The organism is Pseudomonas sp. MC6 (genome assembly GCF_054790575.1).
This window is the reverse complement of sequence record NZ_CP186504.1, coordinates 4,555,377-4,580,603: the sequence shown is the minus strand read 5'-3', so window position 1 is coordinate 4,580,603 and position 25,227 is coordinate 4,555,377. Positions and strand designations below refer to the sequence as shown.

Below are 25,227 nucleotides of genomic sequence, written 5' to 3'. Positions count from 1 at the left end.
TTTGCCTCGAAAAGAGGCAGCCTGGTGAGAAAGTGTCTATGAAAGCAGGTCTGTACCAACCAGATGAATTCAAGGATAACTGCGGTTTCGGCCTGATAGCCCATATGCAGGGCGAGCCCAGTCATACCCTTTTGCAAACGGCCATCGAGGCCCTGACCTGCATGACCCACCGCGGTGGGATTAATGCCGACGGCAAGACCGGTGACGGTTGCGGTCTGCTGATTCAAAAACCTGACGCGTTCCTGCGAGCCATTGCCCAGGAAACCTTCAGCGTCGAACTGCCCAAGCAATATGCAGTGGGCATGGTCTTCTTCAACCAGGATCCGGCCAAGGCCGAAGCCGCTCGCGAAAACATGAACCGCGAGATCCTCGCTGAAGGCCTGCAACTGATCGGCTGGCGCAAAGTGCCAATCGACACCAGCGTCCTCGGCCGCCTCGCTCTTGAGCGCCTGCCGCAGATCGAGCAGGTGTACATCGGCGGTGAAGGCCTGAGCGATCAGGACATGGCCGTGAAGCTGTTCAGTGCACGTCGTCGTTCGTCGGTGGCCAACGCCGTCGACTCCGACCACTACATCTGCAGCTTTTCGCACAAGACCATCATCTATAAAGGCCTGATGATGCCGGCCGACCTGGCTGCGTTTTATCCGGACCTGAGCGACGAGCGCCTGCAAACCGCGATCTGCGTGTTCCACCAGCGCTTCTCCACCAACACCCTGCCGAAATGGCCGCTGGCCCAGCCATTCCGCTTCCTCGCCCACAACGGCGAGATCAACACCATCACCGGTAACCGCAACTGGGCACAGGCCCGTCGGACCAAGTTCAGCAACGATCTGATGGATCTGGAAGAGCTCGGCCCGCTGGTCAACCGTGTCGGTTCCGACTCTTCGAGCATGGACAACATGCTCGAGCTGATGGTCACCGGTGGCATCGACCTGTTCCGTGGCGTGCGGATGATCATTCCGCCGGCGTGGCAGAACGTCGAAACCATGGACCCGGATCTGCGTGCGTTCTACGAGTACAACTCGATGCACATGGAGCCGTGGGACGGCCCGGCCGGCGTGGTCATGACCGACGGTCGTTACGCGGTGTGCCTGCTCGACCGTAACGGTCTGCGCCCGGCGCGCTGGGTCACCACCACCAACGGTTTCATCACCCTCGCCTCGGAAATCGGCGTGTGGGATTACAAGCCGGAAGACGTGATTGCCAAAGGTCGTGTCGGCCCTGGCCAGATCTTCGCCGTGGACACCGAAACCGGGCAGATCCTCGACACCGATGCGATCGACAACCGTCTGAAGTCCCGTCATCCGTACAAGCAATGGCTGCGCAAGAACGCCCTGCGCATTCAGGCGACCATGGAAGACAACGACCACGGTTCGGCTTTTTACGACGTCGATCAGCTCAAGCAATACATGAAGATGTATCAGGTCACGTTCGAAGAGCGCGATCAGGTCCTGCGTCCACTCGGCGAGCAAGGCTACGAAGCCGTGGGCTCGATGGGCGACGACACGCCGATGGCCGTGCTGTCGCAACGTGTGCGCACGCCGTACGACTATTTCCGCCAGCAGTTCGCGCAGGTCACCAACCCGCCGATCGACCCGCTGCGTGAAGCGATCGTGATGTCGCTGGAAATCTGCCTCGGTGCCGAGCGCAACATTTTCCAGGAATCGCCGGAACACGCTTCGCGCGTGATCCTTAGCTCGCCAGTGATCTCGCCGGCCAAGTGGCGTTCGCTGATGAACCTCGACCGCCCGGGCTTCGAGCGGCAGATCATCGACCTCAACTACGATGAAAGCGTTGGCCTTGAAGCGGCGATCCGCAATGTCGCCGATCAGGCTGAAGAAGCCGTGCGCGCCGGTCGTACTCAGATCGTCCTGAGCGACCGTCATATCGCCCCGGGCAAACTGCCGATCCACGCATCCCTGGCGACCGGTGCCGTGCACCACCGCCTGACCGAAAAAGGCCTGCGTTGCGATTCCAACATCCTCGTTGAAACCGCGACCGCCCGTGACCCGCATCACTTCGCGGTGCTGATCGGTTTCGGCGCCTCGGCGGTTTATCCGTTCCTGGCCTACGAAGTGCTGGGCGACCTGATCCGTACCGGTGAAGTGCTGGGCGACCTCTATGAGGTGTTCAAGAACTACCGCAAAGGCATCACCAAAGGTCTGCTGAAGATCCTGTCGAAGATGGGTATCTCGACCATTGCTTCGTATCGTGGTGCGCAGCTGTTCGAGGCCATCGGCCTGTCCGAAGAAGTTTGCGACCTGAGCTTCCGTGGCGTGCCGAGCCGCATCAAGGGTGCGCGTTTCGTCGACATCGAAGCCGAGCAGAAAGCACTGGCCAGCGAAGCCTGGAGTCCGCGCAAGCCGATCCAGCAGGGCGGTCTGCTGAAGTTCGTCCACGGTGGCGAATATCACGCCTACAACCCGGACGTGGTCAACACCCTGCAAGCCGCTGTGCAGCAGGGCGACTACGCCAAGTTCAAGGAATACACCTCGCTGGTGGACAACCGTCCGGTGTCGATGATCCGCGACCTGTTCAAGGTCAAGACCCTCGACACGCCGCTGGACATCAGTGAAATCGAGCCGCTGGAATCGGTGCTCAAGCGCTTCGACTCCGCCGGTATCTCGCTGGGCGCACTGTCGCCGGAAGCTCACGAAGCCCTGGCCGAAGCCATGAACCGCCTCGGTGCGCGTTCGAACTCCGGCGAAGGTGGTGAAGATCCGGCGCGTTACGGCACCATCAAGAGCTCGAAAATCAAGCAGGTTGCGACTGGCCGTTTCGGGGTAACTCCGGAATACCTGGTCAACGCCGAAGTGCTGCAGATCAAGGTCGCCCAAGGCGCCAAACCGGGCGAGGGCGGGCAACTGCCGGGCGGTAAGGTCAACGGTTTGATCGCCAAGCTGCGTTACGCAGTGCCAGGCGTGACCCTTATTTCGCCACCGCCGCACCACGATATCTATTCGATCGAAGACTTGTCGCAGCTGATTTTTGACTTGAAACAGGTCAACCCGAAAGCGCTGGTTTCGGTGAAGCTGGTGGCTGAAGCGGGCGTCGGCACCATCGCCGCCGGTGTGGCCAAGGCCTATGCGGACTTGATCACCATCTCCGGCTACGACGGTGGCACCGGTGCTTCGCCACTGACTTCGATCAAATACGCGGGCGCACCGTGGGAACTCGGCCTCGCCGAAACCCACCAGACCCTGCGCGGTAACGACCTGCGTGGCAAAGTCCGGGTGCAGACCGACGGCGGCCTGAAAACCGGCCTCGACGTGATCAAGGCTGCAATTCTTGGCGCTGAAAGCTTCGGCTTCGGTACCGCGCCGATGATCGCGCTGGGCTGCAAATACCTGCGTATCTGCCACCTGAACAACTGCGCCACCGGCGTTGCGACTCAGAACGAGAAGCTGCGCAAGGATCACTACATCGGTACCGTCGACATGGTGGTGAACTTCTTCACCTACGTCGCCGAAGAAACCCGTGAGTGGTTGGCCAAGCTCGGCGTACGCTCCCTCGAAGAGCTGATCGGTCGTACCGATCTGCTGGAAATCCTCGAAGGCCAGACCGCCAAGCAAAATCACCTGGACCTGACGCCGCTGTTGGGCAGCGATCACATCCCGGCGGACAAACCACAGTTCTGTGGCGTTGAGCGCAACCCGCCGTTCGACCAGGGCCTGCTGGCCGAGAAAATGGTCGAGATGGCCTCGTCGGCGATCAACGACATGAGCGGCGCCGAGTTCGATCTGGACATCTGCAACTGCGACCGTTCGATCGGCGCGCGGATCTCCGGCGAAATCGCGCGCAAGCACGGCAACCAGGGCATGGCGAAAGCGCCGATCACCTTCCGCTTCAAGGGCACTGCCGGTCAGAGCTTCGGTGTGTGGAACGCCGGCGGTCTGAACATGTACCTCGAAGGCGACGCCAACGACTACGTCGGCAAAGGCATGACCGGTGGCAAGCTGACCATCGTGCCGCCGAAGGGCAGCGTTTACAAAACTCAGGAAAGCGCCATCATCGGCAATACCTGCCTGTACGGCGCCACGGGCGGCAAGCTGTTCGCCGCCGGCACCGCAGGCGAGCGTTTCGCCGTGCGTAACTCCGGTGCCCACACGGTTGTGGAAGGCACTGGCGATCACTGCTGTGAGTACATGACCGGTGGTTTCGTCTGCGTTCTGGGCAAGACCGGTTACAACTTCGGCTCTGGCATGACCGGTGGTTTCGCCTACGTGCTCGATCAGGACAACACCTTCGTTGACCGGGTCAACCACGAACTGGTGGAAATCCAGCGGATCAGCGGCGAGGCGATGGAAGCCTATCGCAGCCACCTGCAAAACGTGCTGAACGAGTACGTCGCGGAAACCGACAGCGAGTGGGGTCGTGAACTCGCCGAAAACCTCGATGACTACTTGCGCCGTTTCTGGCTGGTCAAACCGAAGGCGGCGAGTTTGAAATCTCTGCTCTCCAGTACTCGTGCGAGTCCGCAATAACGGCGCAGCTGCAAGCCACTGGCTTCAAGCGGCAAGCTGGAGCCAGTGCGCGCTGTAACGGACTAATGTGATTTTCTTGCAGCTTGAAGCTTGTAGCTTGGAGCTGTCGTGTAAGAGGTTTTGAAGATGGCCGAACGTCTCAGTAACGACTTTCAATTCATCGATGTCGGGCGCAAAGATCCGAAGAAGAAACTGTTGCGTCAACGCAAGAAAGAGTTCGTCGAAATCTACGAACCGTTCAAACCCCAGCAGTCGGCCGATCAGGCCCACCGCTGTCTGGGTTGCGGCAACCCGTATTGCGAATGGAAGTGCCCGGTGCACAACTTCATTCCCAACTGGTTGAAGCTGGTGGCCGAGGGCAACATCCTCCAGGCCGCCGAACTGTCGCACCAGACCAACACCCTGCCGGAAGTCTGCGGTCGGGTCTGTCCGCAGGATCGTCTGTGCGAGGGTGCCTGCACCCTTAACGACGGCTTCGGCGCGGTGACCATCGGTTCGGTCGAGAAGTACATCACCGACACCGCGTTCGCGATGGGCTGGCGCCCGGACATGTCCAAGGTCAAACCGACCGGCAAGCGTGTCGCGATCATCGGCGCGGGCCCGGCGGGCCTGGGTTGTGCCGACGTGCTGGTACGCGGCGGCGTGACCCCGGTGGTGTTCGACAAGAACCCGGAAATCGGTGGCTTGCTGACCTTCGGCATCCCCGAGTTCAAGCTTGAGAAGACCGTGCTGAGCAATCGCCGCGAAGTCTTCACCGGCATGGGCATCGAGTTCCGTCTGAATACCGAAGTCGGCAAAGACGTGACCATGGAACAACTGCTCGCCGAATACGATGCGGTGTTCATGGGCATGGGCACCTACACCTACATGAAGGGCGGTTTTGCCGGTGAGGATCTGCCGGGCGTGTATGACGCGCTGGACTTCCTGATCGCCAACGTCAATCGCAACCTGGGCTTTGAAAAGTCGCCGGAAGATTTCGTCGACATGAAAGGCAAGAAGGTTGTGGTGCTGGGCGGCGGCGACACGGCGATGGACTGCAACCGTACCTCGATCCGTCAGGGTGCCAAATCGGTGACCTGCGCTTATCGTCGTGACGAAGCGAACATGCCCGGCTCGCGCAAAGAGGTGAAGAACGCCAAGGAAGAAGGCGTGAAATTCCTCTACAACCGCCAGCCGATCGCCATCGTCGGTGAAGACAAGGTTGAAGGTGTGAAAGTGGTCGAGACCCGTCTCGGCGAACCGGACGCCCGTGGCCGTCGCAGCCCTGAGCCGATCCCGGGCTCCGAAGAGATCATCCCGGCTGACGCCGTGGTCATCGCTTTCGGCTTCCGCCCGAGCCCGGCGCCGTGGTTCGAACAGTTCGAAATCCAGACCGACAGCCAGGGCCGCGTTGTCGCGCCTGAGCAAGGTCAGTACAAGCACCAGACCAGCAACCCGAAAATCTTCGCCGGTGGCGACATGGTGCGCGGTTCCGACCTGGTGGTGACGGCGATCTTCGAAGGCCGCAACGCCGCCGAAGGGATCCTCGATTACCTGGGCGTCTGATTACATTTCAATCTGAAATGCGATCAAAAATGTGGGAGCGAGCTTGCTCGCGAAAGCGGTCTATCAGCCAACTGCAATGTTGGATGTGCCGGCCCTTTCGCGAGCAAGCTCGCTCCCACAGTTGTTTCCTGGTGCTGCAAAATCAGCATTCCAGCGCAATAAATTGACCCGATAGACAAAAGGCTGACCTGCATCCGTGCCTTTTGCGTCGCGCTCTGAGAAAATGCCCGCACTTTTTTTCCGGATGCCGACATGACTGCCCTGAAGAACGACCGTTTCCTCCGCGCCCTGCTCAAGCAACCCGTAGACGTCACCCCGGTGTGGATGATGCGCCAGGCCGGCCGCTACCTGCCGGAATACCGCGCCAGCCGCGCCCAGGCCGGTGATTTCATGAGCCTGTGCATGAATCCGGAATTCGCCTGCGAAGTCACGATGCAACCGCTCGACCGTTATCCACAACTGGACGCGGCGATTCTGTTTTCCGACATCCTCACCATCCCCGATGCCATGGGCCAAGGCTTGTATTTCGAGACCGGTGAAGGTCCCCGCTTCAAGAAAGTCGTCAGCACCCTCGCTGATATCGAAGCCTTGCCGATCCCGGATCCGCACAAAGACCTCGGCTATGTGATGGACGCTGTCAGCACCATCCGTCGCGAGCTGAACGGCCGTGTGCCGTTGATCGGTTTCTCCGGCAGCCCGTGGACCTTGGCGACCTACATGGTTGAAGGCGGCTCGTCGAAAGACTTCCGCAAGACCAAAGCGATGCTCTACGACAACCCGCAAGCCATGCACCTGCTGCTGGATAAACTGGCGCAGTCGGTGACCTCGTACCTCAACGGCCAGATCATGGCCGGCGCGCAAGCGGTGCAGATCTTCGACACCTGGGGCGGCAACCTGTCGGCGGCGGCGTATCAGGAGTTCTCGCTGGCCTACATGAAGAAAATCGTCAGCGGCCTGATCCGCGAAAACGATGGACGCAAAGTGCCGGTGATCCTCTTCACCAAAAACGGTGGCCTGTGGCTGGAAAGCATCGCCGACGCCGGCGCCGACGCACTGGGCCTGGACTGGACTTGCGACATCGGTAACGCCCGCGCCCGCGTTGGCGACAAGGTTGCCCTGCAAGGCAACATGGACCCGACCGTGCTCTACGCCAAACCGGAAGCGATCCGCACTGAAGTCGGACGCATTCTGGCCAGCTACGGCAAGGGCAGCGGCCACGTGTTCAACCTCGGCCATGGCATCACGCCTGAGGTTGATCCGGAGCACGCCGGTGCGTTCCTGCGTGCGGTGCATGAGCTGTCGGCGCAGTATCACGAGTGATCGCCACACCATAAAAAACGCCCGGCTAGATGCCGGGCGTTTTTGTTGGCACGATTCAATGTCGGACACAGATCCACTGTGGGAGCGAGCCTGCTCGCGAAAGCGGTGGATCAGCAAACTTTGCATCAACTGACAAAACGCCTTCGCGAGCAGGCTCGCTCCCACCTGGGTCCTGTGTCAGGCTTTGACGCCCTGCAGCGGCGGCAACTTCGCCAGCTTCAATGCGACCAGCAGCGCGATCAGCAACAGCGCACCAATAAACAGGCCTATGCCATTCCACCCGCCCAAATGCCAGAACACCCCACCCGCCGTGCCGGCAATGCTCGACCCGGCGTAATAACTGAACAGGTACAACGATGACGCCTGACCCTTGGCCTTGGTCGCCCGCCGCCCGATCCAGCTGCTCGCCACCGAGTGCGCGCCAAAGAAGCCAAAGGTGAAAATCAACATGCCGACAATCACCAGCGGCAGCGGCGTAAACATTGTCAACGCAAGACCCGCAAACATCAGCGCAATGGTCGCCCACAGCACTTTGCGTCGCCCCAGTTTGTCCGCCAGCGAACCAATCTTCGCCGAGCTGTAGATCCCCGACAGATACACCACCGACAACAATCCAACAAACACCTGATCAAGGTTGTACGGCGCGGCCAGCAAGCGATAACCGATGTAGTTGAACAGCGTGACAAACGCGCCCATCAACACGAATGCCTCCAGAAACAGCAACGGCAGACCGGCATCGCGAAAGTGCATGGTGAAGCCGTCAAGCAAGCTGCGCGGATGCAGCGAACGTGAGCGGAAGTTGCGCGATTCGGGCAGGATCTTCCAGAAAACCGCTGCGGCAATCATCGCCAGACCACCGATCACCAGCATCGCCGTGTGCCAGCTGACGAAGTCGATCAACACGCCGGTGATCAAACGTCCGCTCATCCCGCCAATCGCATTTCCGCCAATGTACAAACCCATCGCCAGACCAATGTGTTGCGGATGGATCTCTTCGCTCAGATAAGTCATCGCTACCGCCGCCAGCCCGCTCAGCGACAGCCCGATCAGCGCACGCATGATCAGCACGCCTTCCCAGCTCGGCATCATTGCACTGGCCATGGTGCACAGCGCTGCCGCGAACAGCGCGGTCACCATCACCGGTTTGCGCCCGACCCGATCAGAAATCGGCCCGGTGATCAGCAGGCCGATGGCGAGCATGCCGGTGGCCACCGAGAGAATCAGGCTGCTCTGCGCCGCGTTGATTCCATACTCGTGGGACAGCAGCGGCATCATCGGCTGCACGCAATACAGCAGGGCAAACGTCGCGAAGCCGCCGCTGAACAGCGCCAGCACCGTGCGCATGAACATCGGCGTGCCTTTTTCGATGTAGATCTCTTGCAGCTCGGCGACGACATCGTCCGCCGCAGCAGGCGGGACTTCATGGGCTAGGGGCGCGACAGCAGTTTTCACTTCAGACCTCGGAGGGCACGGCCAGGCAGGCAATGAAAAAATCATATAGCTGGCTAATGTTTCTATCCAATATATTGTTCGACCTGTTTGATAGCTTTAACGACCTAATGGGGTTTCCATGGAATTGCGTCATCTGCGCTACTTCATCGCCGTCGCCGAAGAGCTGCATTTTGGCCGTGCCGCACAAGTGCTGGGTATCTCGCAGCCGCCGCTGAGCCAGCAGATTCAGGCGCTGGAGCAGGAGGTCGGTGCGCGGTTGTTCGAGCGCACCAATCGTCGGGTCGAGCTGAGTGAGGCCGGGCGGTTGTTTCTCGAAGAGGCGCGGCTGGTGCTGGCGCAGGTTGATAAAGCAGCGGACGTCGCCCGACGTGCGCAACTCGGTGAACTGGGCGAGTTGAAGATTGGTTTCACCTCGTCGGCACCGTTCAACTCGACCATTCCCCAAGCGATCTTTGCCTTTCGCCAGCGTTTTCCGGCGGTGCACCTCAACCTTCGTGAGATGAGCAGCACGCAAGTCGCCGAGGGCCTGGTGGATGAGTCGATCGAGGTCGGCATCATGCGCCCGCTTGGGTTGCCGGATTCGCTCAGCGTGGTGGAGTTGATGCGTGAGCCGCTGGTCGCCGTGCTCGGTTCCAAGCATCCACTGGCCCAGGGATCGGAGGAGGGCTTGTTCCTCTCGGCGCTGGCGCTGGAGCCGTTCGTGTTCTTTCCGCGCAGCTACGGCAGCGGGCTGTATGCGCAATTGCTGAGCCTGGCGCGCGATGCCGGGTTCAGCCCGCACTTCGCCCAAGAGGCGGGGGAGGCGATGACCATCATCGGTCTGGTCGCAGCGGGGTTGGGGGTTTCGGTACTGCCGGCGTCCTATCAGCGGATGCGCATCGATGGCGTGGTCTACCGACCGTTGCTCGATCCGGAAGCGGTGTCGGCGGTGTGGCTGGTGCAGCGCAAGGATCAGAAATCGCCAATGGCCAAGGCGTTCGTAGATTTGCTCACGCGCAAAGTCGAGTCCGCTTAAAAGATCGCAGCCTTCGGCAACTCCTACAGGGAAACGCGAATTCCATTGTAGGAGCTGCCGAAGGCTGCGATCTTTTGATCTTGCCGTTAGGGCAACCGCACCAAATCCCCCTTCAACGCCACCCGCGTGACAAAAATCCCTGCCCGGCATTCATACGTATTCAAATCCTTGCGCACATGCTGGTCGTAATAGCTGACGATATTGACCACCGCATTCGCCCCGACCCGTTTGGCATCGGCCTGCAACTTGATCAGATTCGACTGCAACACCCACTCGCAGGAGTTGTGGTCACTCTTGTTGAAGCCATTGGTCTTCAAATCACTGACCACCCCGCTGCGCAATAACTGCTGAGTCCCCTGCGGTCCATTGCCGAGCAGATAGAACTTCACACTGCCATCCAGCCGTCCGGCGCGAATCGCGTCCGACAGCACGGTTTCGAAGGGCATGTACATCAAGTTGGTGGCGTGGCTGGCGCTGGGCAGTAGCGCGAAAAGCGCAGCGGCGATCAGGGCTTTCACTTGCATGGTCATCTCCTTGACGGTGAAAGAGAACCGCGAGTGCAGGGCTGATAGGCTCGCCGTTCCATCAGGCGCGGTGCGACGGCCTGTCCGGACGAGTGTAGAGCTGAAATGAGCAGGGCGCCGAATGGCGCCCTTTGTCGTTTCTGCAATCCCATCAATCCACGTGCGCCAAGTCCCCGCGCAGCGCCACGCTCGACACCACCAGCCCGGCACGGCACTGGAATTTCTCAGTGTCCTTGTACAGATCACGCTGGTCGACGCTGGCGATGTTGATCACCGCGTTGGCGTCGGCTTTTTTTGCGGCGTTCTGCAGAGTCGCCAGGGCCGATTGCAGGGCCCAGAAGCAGGCGTCTTCGTTGGATTTGTTCGAGCCGTTGGTTTTGCGGCTGCTGCTCACGGTGTCGAGTTTGCGCACTTGCTTGGGCAGGGTTTCGCCAGCCAGGTAGAACTTCACGCTGCCGTCGAGCAGGCCGGCGTCGGTGGCGCGTTTGACGCCTTCACGGAAGCTCAGGTAGGTCGGCTCGTCGGCGCCTTGTTTGACGATGCCCAGGTCGTTGACGAACTCGATGTCCGGGTTGATCGACAGCTCTTTGAGCACGTTGTCGCGCAGGCGGTTGACCCAGCGGTTGTAGTTGCCGTGGATCTTGCCGTCCTTGGCATCAAGGCCGTAGCTGCTGCGGTAGTCGATTTCGAACGAAGTCGGCGTGAACGGAATATCGACTTCGGCGTGATGGCGACCGCGTACGGTGATCGCCGCTTTGATCATGCCCGGACGTACCGATTGCACGACCCACTGGCGGTCGTTGAGCGCAGTGACGATCGCGCGGCTCATCTGTTGCTGGGTGAAACCGAGGTTGGGCGAGAACTCTTCCTTGGCGTTGTAAACCGGTTTGCTGGTGCAGCCGCCGAGCACAAAAAACAGTGCCAACAGAGCGGCGATGCGGTGAAACTGAGTCATTCCCTTCACTCCAAAGGTGTTGCGGTCAGTGCCAGCGGCGGAAAATCAACGAGGTGTTGACGCCACCAAAAGCGAAATTGTTGTTCATCACGTAGTCGTGATGCATCTGGCGGAACTCACCGCGCAGGTAATCGAGTTTGCCGCAGTGCGGATCGACCTCGTCGAGGTTGAAGGTGTGCACGTACAGGTCGCGATTCATCATCTCGATGCTGAACCACGACTCCAGCGCGCCGCAGGCGCCGAGGGTGTGGCCGAGGAAGCTCTTCTGCGAGCTGATCGGCATGCGTTCGCCAAACAAACTGCTGGTCGCCAGTGTTTCGGCAATGTCGCCCTGTTCTGTAGCCGTGCCGTGGCCATTTACATAACCGATGGCGTCCGGCGTGAGGCCGGCGTCTTCCAGCGCCAGTTCCATGGCGCGGCGCATGGTCACTTGTTCCGGGCGCGTGGTGTGCTGGCCGTCGGCGTTGCTGCCGAAGCCGACGATCTCGGCGTGGATGTGCGCACCGCGAGCGAGGGCGTGTTCCAGCTCTTCGAGCACGAGCATGCCGCCACCTTCACCGATCACCAGACCATCGCGGCCCTTGTCGTACGGGCGTGGACTGGTCTGTGGCGCATCGTTTTTCAGGCTGGTGGCGTAGAGCGCATCGAAGACCATGGCCTCGGTCGGGCACAGCTCTTCGGCGCCACCGGCGAGCATCAAGGGCAGGCGGCCGAACTTGATCGCCTCGTAGGCGTAACCGATGCCTTGGCTGCCGCTGGTGCAGGCGCTGGACGTCGGGATCAAACGACCGGTGAGGCCAAAGAAGATGCTGATGTTGGCGGCGGTGGTGTGCGGCATCATCCGCACGTAGGAGTTGGCGTTTAGGCCTTCGGCGACCGAGTTGAGCAGCATGTTGCCGAACGCTTTGATCTCATCGGTGCTGCCAGTGGACGAGCCGCACGCGACGCCCATGCGGCCGTCCTTGATCGACTCGTCACCGAGCAAACCGGCGTCCGCCAGGGCTTTTTCCGCCGCACCGACCGCCAGCCGCGACACTCGGCCCATGCTGCGCAATTGCTTGCGCGTCCAGTGCGCGGGCACTGCAAAATCATCGATCGGCCCGGCCAGGCGCGTGTTGAGTTCGCTGAAACGATCCCACTCGTCCATCCGGCGAATGCCGCTGCGGTTAGCCGCGAAGTTGCCGGCGATGGTCTGCCAGTCGCTGCCCAGCGAGGTAATGCCGGCCATGCCGGTGACGACGACGCGCTTCATCAGCACAAGCCTCCGTTGACCGCCAGAACCTGACGGGTGATGTACGAGGCTTCCGCCGACATCAGGAAATTCACCGCACTGGCGACCTCTTCCGGGGTGCCCATGCGTTGTGCGGGGATCATTTTCATCAATTCTTCCACCGGCACGTTTTCGTCGAGCATCGCCGTGTCGATCAGGCCCGGCGCGACGCAGTTAACCGTGATTTTGCGCTTGCCCAGCTCGATCGCCAACGCCTTTGCCGCGCCGATCACCCCGGCCTTGGAGGCGCTGTAGTTGACTTGGCCACGGTTGCCGATCAGCCCCGACACCGAGGTGATGCAGACAATGCGACCCGCGGCGCGACGGCGGATCATCGGCATCATCACCGGGTGCAGAACGTTGTAGAAACCGTCGAGGTTGGTGCGTAAAACTACGTCCCAATCGTCGTCGCTCAGCGCTGGGAACGCACCGTCACGGGTCAGGCCGGCATTCAACACAACACCGTAATAGGCGCCATGGGTTTCGACGTCGGTTTCCAGAATGGTTTTGCAGGTCTCGCGGTCGGCGACGTCGAATTGCAGGATCCGCGCCTTGCGGCCCAGCGCTTCGACTTCAGCCTGAACGGCTTGTGCTTCGGCCATGCCGCTGCGGCAATGCAGGACGATATCGTGCCCGGCCTGCGCCAGACGCAAGGCAATGGCGCGGCCGATGCCACGGCTGGAGCCGGTGACCAGTACGGATTCAGTCATGGTTCGACTCCTGTGTCTGTTGCAGATATTGAGTGACCTGAGGCGGACGGAACACGTTCAGGCGTGCGCTGGCGTGAATGCCGGCGCCGTGTATATGACATTCAAATACGCCCATGCCGTTGTCGTCTTCCAGCGAGCGCAGACCATGAATGGTCAGATCGCTACCGGCGGGAAAGGCTTCGACGTTGCATTCGAACCTGCGCGTGCCGAGCAGGAAACCCAGCTCCACCGGATTGCCTTTGAGTCGCGCGTGGCAACCGGCAAACGCGGCGACGCTCTGTGCCATCAGTTCGACGCCGACCCACGCCGGCAGGCTGCCGTCGGGCAGGCTGAACAAGCCTTCGGGCTTGACCGTGAGGCGGGTGAAGATCTGCTCCTCGTCAAAGCTGAGGATGCTGTCGATCAGAATCATGTCGCCCGCATGGGGCAGCAGTTCGGCGAGCGGCCAGGCCGTCATGGGGCGTCTCCGATAATCAGGCTGACGTTATTGCCGCCGAAGGCAAACGAGTTGCTCATCAGGTAGCGGGGTGCAATGGACGTCAGGCGTTCGCTCGCGGTCACCCAGTTCAGCAGTGGCAACGCGGGATCGGCCTGAGCATCCCAGACGTGTGGCGGCAAGGCGTGGTCGGGGTTTTCGGCGCTCAGGCTCAGCCAGCAGAACGCTGCTTCCAGCGCACCGGCCGCACCGAGGGTGTGGCCGGTCATCGGTTTGGTCGAGGAACAGGCGACGCCTTCGGGAAACAGGATGGCAACCGCCAGGCTTTCCATGGCGTCGTTGTGCTGGGTGGCGGTGCCGTGCAGGTTCAGGTAGTTGATCTGCGTTGCCTGCAGGAGCGCGCGGTTCAAGGCCTTCTGCATCGCTTGCAGGGCGCCGCGCCCGGTCGGTTCAGGGGCGGAAATGTGATGGGCGTCGGAACTGGCGCCGGCGCCGAGCAAGGCAATGGCCGGGCCGTCGCCCTGTTGTTTGCTCATCACGAACAGCACCGCCGCTTCGCCGATATTGATGCCGCTGCGGTTGGCCGAGAACGGATTGCAGCGCTCGTCGGACATCGCTTCGAGTGACGAGAAACCGTTGAGAGTCAGTTTGCACAGGCTGTCGACGCCACCACACAGCACCACGTCGCACAGGCCCAGATCGAGCAAACGCTGAGCGCTCATCAGTGCCCGGGCGCTGGAGGTGCACGCCGTGGAAATCACATAGGCCGGGCCGCTCAGTTGCAGCCAGTCGGCGAGAAAATTGGCCGGGGCGCCGAGTTCCTGTTGCCGATAATCGTATTCTGCCGGGAACTGCTGTTCGCGAATGTAGTGCGCCAGACCACGGCTGGCCTCGTCGATGCCCGAAGTGCTGGTGCCGAGCACCACGCCAATGCGCTCGCGGCCAAAGGTCTGGATCGCTTGATCGATGTCATCGCGAATCTGCAATGCCGCTTCCAGCAACAGCTGATTATTGCGACTGCGCTGATCGGCGAGTTCTGCCGGGATCGGCGCCAGTTCGCCGTGGACGGCGGCCACCGGCAACTCACGCTCCGCCACCCAGCCGGACTCTCGGCGCATGCCCGAGCAGTCGCCGGCGAACAGGTTGCGGGCGATTTCCGACTTGTCGCGACCGAGGGCGCAAATCACCCCGAGGGCATTCAGGTAAGCGGTCATGGCGTCGGTTCACCCAGCGGAGAAACGCGATAGTGCGGGCCTTGAGGCAGGTTCAATTCGAAGCTCAACGGTTGTGCATAACGGATGTCCCAGCGCGCCGGCAGGGCGCGTTGCTGGCCCTGCTGCAGTGCGGCGGGGTAATTGCGCAGCAGCTCGCCGGACGGGGTCAGGGCGAACAACAGCGCGGCAAACAGCTCTCGGGCTTCGGGGTTCGGCGGCAGCAGCCCATCGGCCTGCCAATGGCCGTCGATCAGTTGCTGCCGCGCTTGGGGAATGCCCAGCGGGTCCATCATCGACCAGCGAATGCCCGGGCCTTCGCGCTGGATCACCAGCAGCCAGTCCTGGCGTTGTTCGGCTTGTTGGCGTTCGATGTGCAGTTGCAAGGGCAGCGGTAAAGTCGGGTTGCTCGCCGGTAGCGGCGCCTGGCTGGCGCAGGCACTCAACAGAAGCATCACGCCGACCACAAAAAGTCGCCACACCGCGGACACTGTGGGAGCGAGCCTGCTCGCGAAGACGCCGGCACATTCAACAAAGAGGCTGGCTGACACACCGCTTTCGCGAGCAGGCTCGCTCCCACAGGTTATGTGTCGCATCAACGATCACCTTCAAGCGGCTTGCGCGCGACAACGTTCACCAACGTCTCTTCGCGCTCACCAAACGGCTTCGGCTTGCGCAACCCAAACCGTTCCAGCAAGCCAAAATCCTTCGACCGGCTCCACCACAAATACGGGTAGGAAACATTGCCCTCGCCAAATTCGAAACCCTGCTCGCTAATCATCTGCAGATACTGCGCTGCACTCTTCTGCACGTGCATCGGATGGCGGAACAGCCAGCGGATCACCCACGTATCAATGTATGCCTCGGTGGACTCGGCGAACAGCAGATAGCCACCCGGTTTCAGCACCCGATAAAACTCGGCCAGGGCCTTTTCCTGCTCGACCAGATGATGAAAAGTCTGGTGGCAGAACAGCAGGTCAACGCTGGCGTCTGCCACATTGAGTGTCGCGCAATCGCTGCCGATCAGTTCCACGTCCAGATCCAGACGCGTCGCTTCTGCGCCGCTCAATTCAAGGCTGTGCGGGTCAGCATCTACGCCGATCAAACGCTGTGGCGCAAAGGTCTGGCGCAGATGACCGAACGACTTGCCCTGACCACAACCGGCATCCAGCAACACCGGATGTTCCGGCAGCGTTTCACTGAACAAGCCGCGTAAATCATTGATCGCCACCCGCAACACATGGTGCTGCCAGGTGTGGCTGCGCAGAAACCAGAAACCGAAGCGGGTTTCCTCGACGTAGCTGTCGCTCAAGTAGTTCATGTGGCGTCCTTTGCACAGAGTTCGGAAATCATCTTCAAGCGGCGGCGCGCTTCGCTGACGAACGGGTTGCGTTCGTCCCAGGCGTACCCGGCGAGGATCGAGCAGATCATCCGGCGAATTTCCGCCTGGCTGTCTTCATAGAAAATCACGTCCTGAAAGGTGCCGGCGTACCAACCCTCGACGTAGCAGCGAAAGGTGTCGACGCCGCGCTTGAGCGGTTCGGCGAATTCGCTTTGCCAGTCGACGGTTTCGCCCTGCAACTGACGGTGCAAAACCGCTGCCGCCATGCTCGCCGAACGCATGGCGATGGTCACACCGGAGGAGAACACCGGGTCGAGAAATTCCGCCGCGTTACCGAGCAAGGCAAAGCCAGGCCCGTGCAGGGTTTTCACATTGGCGGCGTAACCGCCGAGCGTGCGCGCCGGGGTGTCCCAGACAGCGTTGTTCAATACGCCGGCAAGACTTGGCGTCTCGGCAATGAAACTGCGCAGGCAGGCATCCAGATCGCTGTCGCGGTCGTTGAAGTGTTCCTCGGCCGCGACAACGCCCACCGAGCAGCGGCCGTTGCTGAACGGGATCGTCCAGAACCAGATATCGCGGTGCTCTGGATGAGTGGTGACGAGAATTTTTTCGCGATCAAATGCCGGGTTGTCGATGTGATCTTCGACGTGGGTGAACACCGCCTGACGCACCGGGAAATTCGACGGTGCTTCCAGGTCCAGCAGTCGCGACAACACGCGGCCGTAGCCGCTGGCATCGAGGACGAAATCCGCTTCGACGCGGTACTCACTGCCGTCCTCGCGGCGCACATCCAGCTGCGGTTTCGTCCGCTCGAAATCGACGCTGACGATGGCATCGCCGTAGCGGATTTCCGAGCCCTGCAATGCCGCTTGATCAGCCAGCAGTTTGTCGAAGTCGGCACGCTGCACCTGGAACGTGGTCGGTTTGCCGCCGGAAAAGGTCTCGCTGAAATCGAAGGCGCTGTAACGCTCACCCCAAGCGAATGCGGCGCCGGTCTTGCGCTGGAAGCCGGCGGCATTGACGGCGTCGAGCATGCCGGCCTCTTCGACGAAATCCAGGCAATGGCTGAGCAGGCTTTCGCCGATGGAAAAGCGTGGGAAGTGCTGGCGCTCGAGCACCAGCACATCGTGGCCCTTGCGCTTGAGCAGCGCGGCGGCGATGGCGCCTGAAGGGCCGGCGCCGATGATCACGACCTGACGGGATTCCATTTCAACGATTGGCACGTGAACTCCGGGGCAGAGGATGTTGCAGATTCAAAGGCGCGCGATGCAGGCCGATCAGGGCCGGTAGCAGCGTCGCGATCAGGCCCATCAGCATCAGCGCGAAGTACAGCGCCGGGGTGATGAGCTGTTGTTGCAAGAGCAGATTGAGAAAGACGATTTCGCTGAGGCCACGAATGTTCAGCAGCACGCTTTCGCGCCAGCGGCTGGCGCCTTCGAACGAAGCGCCGGCCCAGCCGAGACCGAGCCAGTTGCCGAGCAGTTTACTGGCAATCGGCAACAGCAGCAGCGCCGCCCATTGCACCACGCCGAGGCTGGCGAGGGCGCTGTGCACGTCGATCTGGACGATGCCGAACGTGAGGATCAGCGGGATTGCCAGCCACGTCTGCAAACGGCTCATCCAGCGCGCCGGGAACGGTAGCACCAGCGGCACTTTCAGCGCGGCCATGCACAGCAGGTAGCCGATACCGAAGATCAACGCGTTGAGTTTGTAATGCTCGGCCATCACCAGCAGCGCAAAGAAACCGAGGCTGTAAGTCAGCGGCCGACGCACACGCAACAGATTTAATAGCAGTGGCACACAGGCGAAACCCAGCGGCAGCAACAGACTGCTCAGATGCAGACTGCCCTGGGCGAGGTCGAACAGCGTCCAGCAGGTCAGATCAATGAGGATCGCGGTTTGCACCAGACGCCGGGTGGCGGCGGGCGGGTAATCGATGTGTCGCAGATACAGGTACAGCACCGGGATCGCAGTGATCGCGAATACTAGCCCTAAGGCCAGCGAGTTGAGCCACGGTTGCGTTGGCAGTAGCCAGTAAGCCGCCGCCAAGCCGCAAGTGAACGGCACGGCAAAACTCGGCACGGCGATTTTCACGCTCTGCCGATCGAGTTTCAGATCAATCACATCACTGAGGATATGCCCGAGCAGCAGGGCAAAGCTCAGGCTGTAGAGGTTTTTCAGCCAGTCTGGAGCGATCAGTTCGGCGCCGCTGAGCTGCCAGCCCGGTTCGATCCAGAAGTACATCAGCAGCGGCAAGCCGAAGCTGGCCAGGAGCAACTGACTGACAATCGGAATCAGGCCAAAGTGGCGGCCAACACGAGTGGCCACGGCGAACAAGGCCATGGCCTGCAGCCAGAAAACGACAATCATCATGCCGCTGGCTCCGCGACTGTCGCGGTGTGTTCGTGGCGTCCGGCCCACGGCGCCAGCATGAAGCTGAAGGCCAGACCGAGGCTCACCGACAGGCCGAAATTGCTCACCGCCGGCGTGCTGGAAACCGCCAGCAAACCAAACGATAGCCACGTCGTCACAGCGGCCAGCAAGGTGCCGAGCAGGCTCACCGCTGCGCCACCGACTTGTTCACGCATGAGAATCGCGTAGTCGACGCTGATTGCGGTCACCAGCAGCAGGCCGAACAGGCTGAACAGGGTCAGTGGCTGACCAAGCCAGCCAAGACTGGCGAGGCTGCACAGCGCGGCGAGCAACGGCAGGGCGACGATGCGCAGCGCACCGCCGAGACCGAACGGCAACATCAGCACCAGCACGATCAACGCGCAGGAAGCGAGTTTCAGTTCAGCGGCGCTGATCTGCGTCGCGGCGAAAACCTCGTTCAACTCACCGAGGCGATTGACCAGCATTACCCCCGGCAAGTCCAGCGCTTGCACGCGCAGCAGCGCCGGGTTGTTAAAACCTTGCAGGCTGGTCATCGCCGCCACGCCGTCTTCGCTCGGGCCGAGCCAAAGCATGCGATAAGGCTCGCCAAGTGGACCGGCCAATGCCGCGCCGATGTCTTCAGCGGGCACGGTCTGCAGCTGTTGCAGTTCTGCTTGCAGGGCGGCGAGCGGTACACCGAGGTCGAGCAATGGCTGCCAGTATTGCGGCAGTTTGTTCAACGCCTCGCGCACCTGTTCTTGCTGGTTCGGTGGGCTGACCAGTTGATCGAGGGCCAGATAGCCTTGCAGCTTGTCGAGGTTGACCAGTTGCTGCAGACGCTCGCTCAGTGCGGCCTGCCGTTCGAGCAATTGCTGCTGATTGTCGGCGCGCACGAGGAAGAACTGGCTGGTGGGCTGATAGCCGGTGATGCGCGCGATGGCCTGCGCTTCGTCGGTCAGATGTTGCGGAGCGCCGACCCATTGGCGGATGTCATTCTTGCTTTGCAACTGAACCAGACCGCCCACGCAGAAGGCGATCAGCAGCGCCAGCAACACCGGTGTGCGCACGCGTTCGAGAAGTTTTTCGCGCAGATTGACCAGGCGCTGGGCCAGATGCAACGGCCATTGTGCGGGCCGCAGTTCGACGTTGCTCAGTAGCGCTGGCAGCAGGCAGACGGCCGACAAATACGCACCGAGCAATCCTGCGGCAGAGAACACGGCGATTTGCGTCAGCGCCGGGAACGGCGTCCATGCCAGCGCCAGATAACCGATGGCGCTGGTGATCAGGCTCAGGGTCAGCCCCGACAAGGTCAAGCGCAAGGCTGGCCAACTGCGCCACGGCTTCAGGCTCCAGCTCTTCGAGAGATAATGCAGCGGATAATCCACGGCCACGCCGATCAGGCTGGAACCTAGCACCAGTGTCATCACATGCATATGGCCAAACAGCGCCACACACGCCACCGCACCGAACAACATGCCGACCAGCACTGGCACAAATGCCAGCAACACGCGCCAGCGACGGAAAGCGAGCAACAGCAGCAACAGAATGCCGACAGTGGCGCCGCCGCCAACCCAGGTCATTTCACGAGTCGCTTGCTGCTGACCGTTGGCCGCGTACAGCAAGCCGCTGGCGGCGAGCAGTTGCACATCGGATTTCGCGGCCTGCTCGCGACTGTGTTGCAGCAGTGCGGCGACTTGCAGCGGCAAGTTCATGTCGAAGGCGTTGCCGGTGGTGCGCGCTCGCAGCAGCACCCAGCTCTTGCCGTCGGCATCGGCAATCAACGCGCCGCTGCCGATGTCCAGTTGCACCGAACCGTGCTGCGGCTGGCTGTTCTGAATGCGCCCGGTCAGGCCCAGCCAGTCGTCCTGACTTGGCACCAGACTGAAACCACTGAACGGATCGAACAGGGCCTGCACGCGTTGCTGAATGAAGGCGTCGGGGTGTTCGATCAGCAGTTGCCGGTCATCCGCCGAGAGCATCGCCAGCCGCCCTTGCAGCAGTTGCGTGCGCAGGGCCGGCAGATCCGCTTGCAGGTTCCACTGCACTTTTTCGAACAACCCGCTGGCTTGCCATTGCTCACCCAGGGTCTGCGCCATGGTGACGGCTTGCTGGCGATCGGTGTGGCCGACCAGAACCAGCATTTCGCGGTTGAGCGGTTCCTGCATGCGTTGTTCGGCGCGCAGTTCGAGAGCGTCAGGGTCAGTGCCGGGTACCAGCTCCATCAAATTCGCCGACAGCGGCGCACCGTCACGCCACTGCCAACCGGCCAGCGCGACGACGGCCAGCAGCAGGATCAGAAACAGCCAGGGCAGCCTGCGTTCACTCGGCAAAGTCATGTTGCTCCGCGTCGCTCAACGGTTGACTGGCGATGCTGTCCTGCATGCGTAGCACAGTGCTGTCGCCTTGGGTTTCCAGCAGTTCGATGGTCTGCACCAGCGCGCCGCCGTCGATGTTGATCTGGTTGAACACTTGCTTGAGCAGCAGCGAGCGCGGCGTCAGGGTGAGTTTCCACTGTTGTGCATCACCGCTCAGGGCCAGTTCGAAGTCGCGTTGCAGGCCACTGCTGTCGCCTTGCAGCACGGCGAGGAACAAGCGGTTCTGTTCAGCCCCTGCGCTCTTGTTCGGCAGCAATTGCCAGCCGTTATCGTCGCGGCGGGCGATGCCTTTGGCGCTGATGCGGTAATCCTGCTGCAGCGGGGTTTTCAGCAGCCAGAGCAGGCCGTGGTTTTTCGCCAGAACGAAATGGCCCTTGCTGATCAGCGGCTGCGGTAATGCACGCAGGTGTTTTTCCTGGATGAACTGGCCGTGGATCACGTCCGGTTTCGCCAGTTGTTCGCTGAGCTGTTGCAGATCGAAGGCGTTGGCCAGCGCCGACAGCGTCAGCAGCGCCAACACGCTCAGGCTTTTAACAAATACATTCATCGCAGCATCCTTTCCACGGCATTGGTGAAGACCCTCGGCGAAGCCAGCTGCATCTCGCGACTGCTCACCTCAACGGCGACCTGCACCGAGCTGGCGCGGGTCAGGCGTTCGCCGCTGTGCAGGTCGGTGATCAGGTAATTGATCTTCAGCCGGTTTTCCCACTCGACCAGACTGGCGCGTACGTTCAGGCGTTGACCGAACACTGCACCGCGCACGTAGCGCAATTGCAGGTCGATGATCGGCCAGGCGTAACCCGACTCGAGCATCTGCGTGTAGTTGTGGCCGATCTTGTCCAGCAGTGCGCAACGCGCGACTTCCAGATACTTGACGTAATGGCCGTGCCAGACGACGTGCATGGTGTCGACGTCGAAAAACGGCACGAGGATTTCGGTGTCGGCGTGAAGCACTCCGGCGCTACGCATGCAGCCTCCAGTGTTGCGCGGCGATGCGTTGCAGGCAGAGGCGCAATTCGCCTTCCAGTGCGCGGTCTTCGATAACTGGCGGGAAGTCCTTGGCGAGTTCTTCGTGCATTGCCGCCAGTGACGGTGGCAGCGGTCGGGCATCCTCCGCTTGAGCACGCAGCCACACGCCTTGGTTGGCGGCGAGCAATGTCGCGGCGGCGACCTGTTCGGTCAGTTCCAGCACACGGATCGCATCGCGGGCGGCGATGGTGCCCATGCTCACTTTGTCCTGGTTGTGGCACTCGGTGGAGCGCGAGAACACGCTGGCCGGCATGGTGTTTTTCAATGCTTCGGCGGTCCAGGCGCTGGTGCCGATCTGCACGGCTTTGAAGCCATGGTTGATCATCGCGCGATCCGCCGGGGCGCCGGAGAGGTTGCTCGGCAGACCGTGGTTGTAGCGCTCATCCACCAGCAAGGCGAGCTGCCGATCGAGCAGGTCAGCAACGTTGGCCACGAGGTTTTTCAGGCTGTCCATGGCGAACGCGATATGGCCGCCGTAGAAGTGCCCGCCGTGCAACACGCGCTCGGCTTCGGCGTCGATGATCGGGTTGTCATTGGCGCTGTTCAGTTCGGTTTCGATGAACGAACGCAGCCAGTTCAGGCTGTCGGCCAACACGCCAAGCACATGCGGGGCGCAACGCAGCGAATAGCGATCCTGCAATCGATGCAGTGGCGCGGTCGGTGCGTCGATCGCCAGATCCTTGCGCAGCCACGCGGCGACCTGCATTTGCCCCGGATGCGGTTTGGCGGCGAACAGGCGTTCGTCGAAGTGCTCCGGGTTGCCTTGCAGCGCGACCACATTGAGCGCGGTGATGCGCGTGGCCAGTTGCAGCAGATAGTCGGCGCGGGCGAAAGCCAGGCAGGCGAGGCCGGTCATCACCGCAGTGCCGTTCATCAGCGCCAAGGCTTCTTTCGGGCGCAGCACCAAAGGCGTCCAGCCCAGTTCGCGATGCACGTCGGCCGCCTGACGGCGTTCGCCACGGAACATCACTTCACGCTCGCCGGACAGTGTTGCGGCGACGTAAGACAACGGCGTCAGATCGCCGCTGGCGCCCACCGAGCCTTCTTCAGGAATCAGCGGCAGGATGTCGTATTCGAGAAACGCGTGCAGACGCTCCAGCAGTTCCACGCGTACCCCGGAAACGCCGTGGCACAACGACTGCAAACGTGCCGCGAGCACCGCGCGAGTGGCTTGCGCATCAAGCAGCTTGCCCAACCCGCAACCGTGGAAGGTGTAGAGATGACGCGGCAACGCTTCGACGTGATGCAACGGCACCGCGACCACGCAGGAATCGCCGTAACCGGTGGTGACGCCGTAGATCACGCCTTCCTTGTCCAGCAGCGAATCAAGGAACCGCGCGCCTTTGGCGATGCGCTCGCGGTAGTCGGCGTCGCTCTGCAACTGCACGGGCGCCTGACGATTGGCCAGGGCCAGCACGTCTTCGATGCGCAATGGGCGTTCGCCGAAGGTTACCGGCTCATGGGTTGGCGTCGTCATCGGTCTTCCAGAAAGGGTAAAAGTTGAACCATTGTTGCGGCGCTTCGAGGCAATAGTGACTCAGGCGCTGCGCATAGCGGGTGGCCCACTGATGAATGACCTGCTCGCGCTCACTGCGCTTCCATACCACGGCATCGGCGAAGGGCTCGAGGGTCAGGCGATAGTGACCGTCCGGCTGCTTGAGGCACATCAGCAGATTGACCGGGCATTTCAGCAAACCGGCGAGCAGCCACGGGCCTTGCGGGAACGGCGCCGGGTGGCCGAGAAAGTCTACGGTGACACTGCGCCCGCCGTGCAGCGGCACGCGGTCGCCGGCAATCGCCAGCCACTCGCCGCGCTCCAGCCGTTCGTGCAGTTGCAGCATGATCACCGGGTCGAGCTCGCTGACCTGAATCAGGCGCAGATTGGTCGCCCCGGCTTCACCGAGCAGGCGGTTGAATTGCTCGGCGTGTTTGGTGTGCACCAGCACGTTCATAGTGACCTTTTCGCCGATCTCCGCCAGTGCGCGACAGACTTCGAGATTGCCCAGGTGAGCGCCGACCAGCAGTTGCCCGCGACTGCCGCGCAACTGGTTGCGCAGCAGCGCCGGGTCGATGATTTCGATCTGTTCGATACGGAGCTTGCCATTCCATACGTCGAGCTTGTCGAGCATGGAATCGGCGAAGGCCATGAACTGGCCGAACACTCGCCAATGCGTCGGGCGCAACGCGTCGCGCTGGCTCCATGCGGCCAGGCGCTGCTGGTATTGCCAGGCACTGCGCCGTGCGGTGCGGCCGAACAGGAAAAAGTACAGGACGATGCCGTAGAGCAACGGGCTGAGCAGGCGTCGACCAAGGACCTTGGCGGCGAACGCGGTGAATTTCATCAGCAGGAAACTGCCGCGTTCTTCGCGGTCGGCCCAGTGCTTCTTGTCGGTCTCGCTGGTCATGTTCGCCACCGCCGCCAGAGGATCACCGGGAAGCGCAGCAACATGCCAAGAAACAGCCGTGTGTGCATGCTGGAAATCAGTGCGTTGTCGTGGAACAGACGGAAGTGCGACACACCGTCCAGCGGGTAGTGCACGCTGGTTTGCAGCCAGCGCATCGGCTGATTGCGCCACGACAGGCGTACAAGAATGTCCGAATCGAAATCCATGCGCTTGCCGACTTTCGCCGAATCGATCACCGCCAGCGTCGGGGCCAGCGGATAGACGCGAAACCCGCACATCGAATCGCGGATCTGCAGTGACAGCGTGTTGATCCAGACCATCACGTGGGTCAGGTAGCGCGCGTACAAACGGCCTTTCGGCACACTCTCGTCGAACAGCGGATAACCGCAGATCATCGCCTCGGGATGGGCACGGGATTCCTCGACGAAACGCGCCACGTCGTGCAAGTCGTGCTGACCGTCGGCATCGACCTGCAGCGCATGGCTGAAACCCAATAGTGAGGCTTCGCGCAAACCGGTCATCACCGCACCGCCCTTGCCCTGATTCGCGGTCAGGCGCACCAGATGCACGTTGTCGCGCTCGGCCAGTGCGTCGAGAACCCTGGCACAGGATGGCGTGCTGGCGTCGTCCACCAGAATGCACGGCAGGCCTTGCGCGAGCAGGGCGTCGACCACCGTGGTGATCGCGGTTTCGTGGTTATAAACCGGGATCACCGCGCAAGGGTTATGCATAGCAGTTCTCCATTGGAAAACCGCGATCCCTGTAGGAGTGAGCCTGCTCG

General features: G+C 61.4%; 21 protein-coding genes. 4 read left to right on the top strand and 17 right to left on the bottom strand.

The features are described 5' to 3' along the window. Positions 1–38 precede the first annotated feature (38 nt). The 3 genes from gltB to hemE all read left to right on the top strand — a co-directional run bounded on the left by gltB (position 39) and on the right by hemE (position 7,349). Complete coding sequence (gene gltB, locus ACOYXE_RS20410; protein ID WP_160055120.1) at positions 39–4,484, top strand: glutamate synthase large subunit; 4,446 nt, start codon at positions 39–41, stop codon at positions 4,482–4,484. A gap of 126 nt (positions 4,485–4,610) precedes the next feature. Beyond that, a complete protein-coding gene (locus tag ACOYXE_RS20405; RefSeq protein WP_039757038.1) occupies positions 4,611–6,029 on the top strand; it encodes an FAD-dependent oxidoreductase in 1,419 nt (472 codons plus the stop codon). 252 nt (positions 6,030–6,281) lie between these two features. After that, a complete protein-coding gene (gene hemE, locus ACOYXE_RS20400; protein WP_053116656.1) occupies positions 6,282–7,349 on the top strand; it encodes a uroporphyrinogen decarboxylase in 1,068 nt (355 codons plus the stop codon). 177 nt (positions 7,350–7,526) lie between these two features. Here the strand turns inward: hemE and ACOYXE_RS20395 are convergent, their stop codons facing one another. Beyond that, positions 7,527–8,801: an MFS transporter gene (locus ACOYXE_RS20395; protein WP_160055123.1), complete on the bottom strand. Its 1,275-nt coding sequence runs from the start codon at positions 8,799–8,801 to the stop codon at positions 7,527–7,529. A 118-nt stretch (positions 8,802–8,919) separates the two neighbouring features. Between ACOYXE_RS20395 and ACOYXE_RS20390 the strand changes: the two genes are divergently transcribed. After that, the gene (locus tag ACOYXE_RS20390) at positions 8,920–9,816 is read left to right on the top strand and encodes a LysR family transcriptional regulator (RefSeq protein WP_116255738.1); all 897 of its coding nucleotides are present in this window, start codon (positions 8,920–8,922) and stop codon (positions 9,814–9,816) included. 86 nt (positions 9,817–9,902) lie between these two features. Here the strand turns inward: ACOYXE_RS20390 and ACOYXE_RS20385 are convergent, their stop codons facing one another. From ACOYXE_RS20385 to ACOYXE_RS20310, 16 genes are all read right to left on the bottom strand, one after another. After that, positions 9,903–10,340, bottom strand: a complete 438-nt coding sequence (locus tag ACOYXE_RS20385) for an excinuclease (protein ID WP_116029238.1) — start codon at positions 10,338–10,340, stop codon at positions 9,903–9,905. A gap of 151 nt (positions 10,341–10,491) precedes the next feature. Beyond that, positions 10,492–11,295 (bottom strand): hypothetical protein, encoded by an 804-nt coding sequence (locus ACOYXE_RS20380; RefSeq protein ID WP_160055126.1) that lies wholly within the window; start codon positions 11,293–11,295, stop codon positions 10,492–10,494. 25 nt (positions 11,296–11,320) lie between these two features. Further along, positions 11,321–12,547, bottom strand: coding sequence for a beta-ketoacyl-ACP synthase (locus tag ACOYXE_RS20375; protein WP_160055129.1), 1,227 nt, complete (start codon positions 12,545–12,547; stop codon positions 11,321–11,323). Continuing rightward, positions 12,547–13,275, bottom strand: coding sequence for a 3-oxoacyl-ACP reductase FabG (fabG, locus tag ACOYXE_RS20370; protein WP_160055131.1), 729 nt, complete (start codon positions 13,273–13,275; stop codon positions 12,547–12,549). The genes ACOYXE_RS20375 and fabG overlap by 1 nt, the downstream gene beginning before the upstream one ends. After that, a complete protein-coding gene (locus tag ACOYXE_RS20365; protein WP_160055133.1) occupies positions 13,268–13,732 on the bottom strand; it encodes a hotdog family protein in 465 nt (154 codons plus the stop codon). Before ACOYXE_RS20365 ends, fabG begins: the two co-directional genes overlap by 8 nt. Continuing rightward, positions 13,729–14,925, bottom strand: coding sequence for a beta-ketoacyl-[acyl-carrier-protein] synthase family protein (locus ACOYXE_RS20360; RefSeq protein WP_160055136.1), 1,197 nt, complete (start codon positions 14,923–14,925; stop codon positions 13,729–13,731). The genes ACOYXE_RS20365 and ACOYXE_RS20360 overlap by 4 nt, the downstream gene beginning before the upstream one ends. Next, entirely contained in the window at positions 14,922–15,377 is a 456-nt protein-coding gene (locus tag ACOYXE_RS20355) for a hypothetical protein (protein ID WP_405122458.1), read from the bottom strand. The genes ACOYXE_RS20360 and ACOYXE_RS20355 overlap by 4 nt, the downstream gene beginning before the upstream one ends. 140 nt (positions 15,378–15,517) lie before the next feature. Further along, positions 15,518–16,243 carry a class I SAM-dependent methyltransferase gene (locus ACOYXE_RS20350; RefSeq protein WP_160055142.1) on the bottom strand — a complete coding sequence of 242 codons (726 nt, stop codon included), beginning with the start codon at positions 16,241–16,243 and terminating at the stop codon, positions 15,518–15,520. Beyond that, positions 16,240–17,487 carry an NAD(P)/FAD-dependent oxidoreductase gene (locus ACOYXE_RS20345; RefSeq protein WP_160055145.1) on the bottom strand — a complete coding sequence of 416 codons (1,248 nt, stop codon included), beginning with the start codon at positions 17,485–17,487 and terminating at the stop codon, positions 16,240–16,242. Before ACOYXE_RS20345 ends, ACOYXE_RS20350 begins: the two co-directional genes overlap by 4 nt. Next, positions 17,474–18,637, bottom strand: a complete 1,164-nt coding sequence (locus ACOYXE_RS20340) for a cation:proton antiporter (protein ID WP_460926509.1) — start codon at positions 18,635–18,637, stop codon at positions 17,474–17,476. The genes ACOYXE_RS20345 and ACOYXE_RS20340 overlap by 14 nt, the downstream gene beginning before the upstream one ends. Beyond that, positions 18,634–20,973, bottom strand: a complete 2,340-nt coding sequence (locus ACOYXE_RS20335) for an MMPL family transporter (protein WP_460926507.1) — start codon at positions 20,971–20,973, stop codon at positions 18,634–18,636. The genes ACOYXE_RS20340 and ACOYXE_RS20335 overlap by 4 nt, the downstream gene beginning before the upstream one ends. After that, entirely contained in the window at positions 20,957–21,559 is a 603-nt protein-coding gene (locus ACOYXE_RS20330; RefSeq protein ID WP_405122454.1) for an outer membrane lipoprotein carrier protein LolA, read from the bottom strand. The genes ACOYXE_RS20335 and ACOYXE_RS20330 overlap by 17 nt, the downstream gene beginning before the upstream one ends. Next, entirely contained in the window at positions 21,556–21,981 is a 426-nt protein-coding gene (locus ACOYXE_RS20325) for an acyl-CoA thioesterase (protein WP_160055157.1), read from the bottom strand. The genes ACOYXE_RS20330 and ACOYXE_RS20325 overlap by 4 nt, the downstream gene beginning before the upstream one ends. Then, entirely contained in the window at positions 21,974–23,518 is a 1,545-nt protein-coding gene (locus tag ACOYXE_RS20320; RefSeq protein WP_077570462.1) for an HAL/PAL/TAL family ammonia-lyase, read from the bottom strand. Before ACOYXE_RS20320 ends, ACOYXE_RS20325 begins: the two co-directional genes overlap by 8 nt. Further along, entirely contained in the window at positions 23,499–24,446 is a 948-nt protein-coding gene (locus ACOYXE_RS20315) for an LpxL/LpxP family acyltransferase (protein WP_150794116.1), read from the bottom strand. Before ACOYXE_RS20315 ends, ACOYXE_RS20320 begins: the two co-directional genes overlap by 20 nt. Then, positions 24,443–25,177 carry a glycosyltransferase family 2 protein gene (locus ACOYXE_RS20310; protein WP_160055163.1) on the bottom strand — a complete coding sequence of 245 codons (735 nt, stop codon included), beginning with the start codon at positions 25,175–25,177 and terminating at the stop codon, positions 24,443–24,445. The genes ACOYXE_RS20315 and ACOYXE_RS20310 overlap by 4 nt, the downstream gene beginning before the upstream one ends. Positions 25,178–25,227 lie beyond the last annotated feature (50 nt).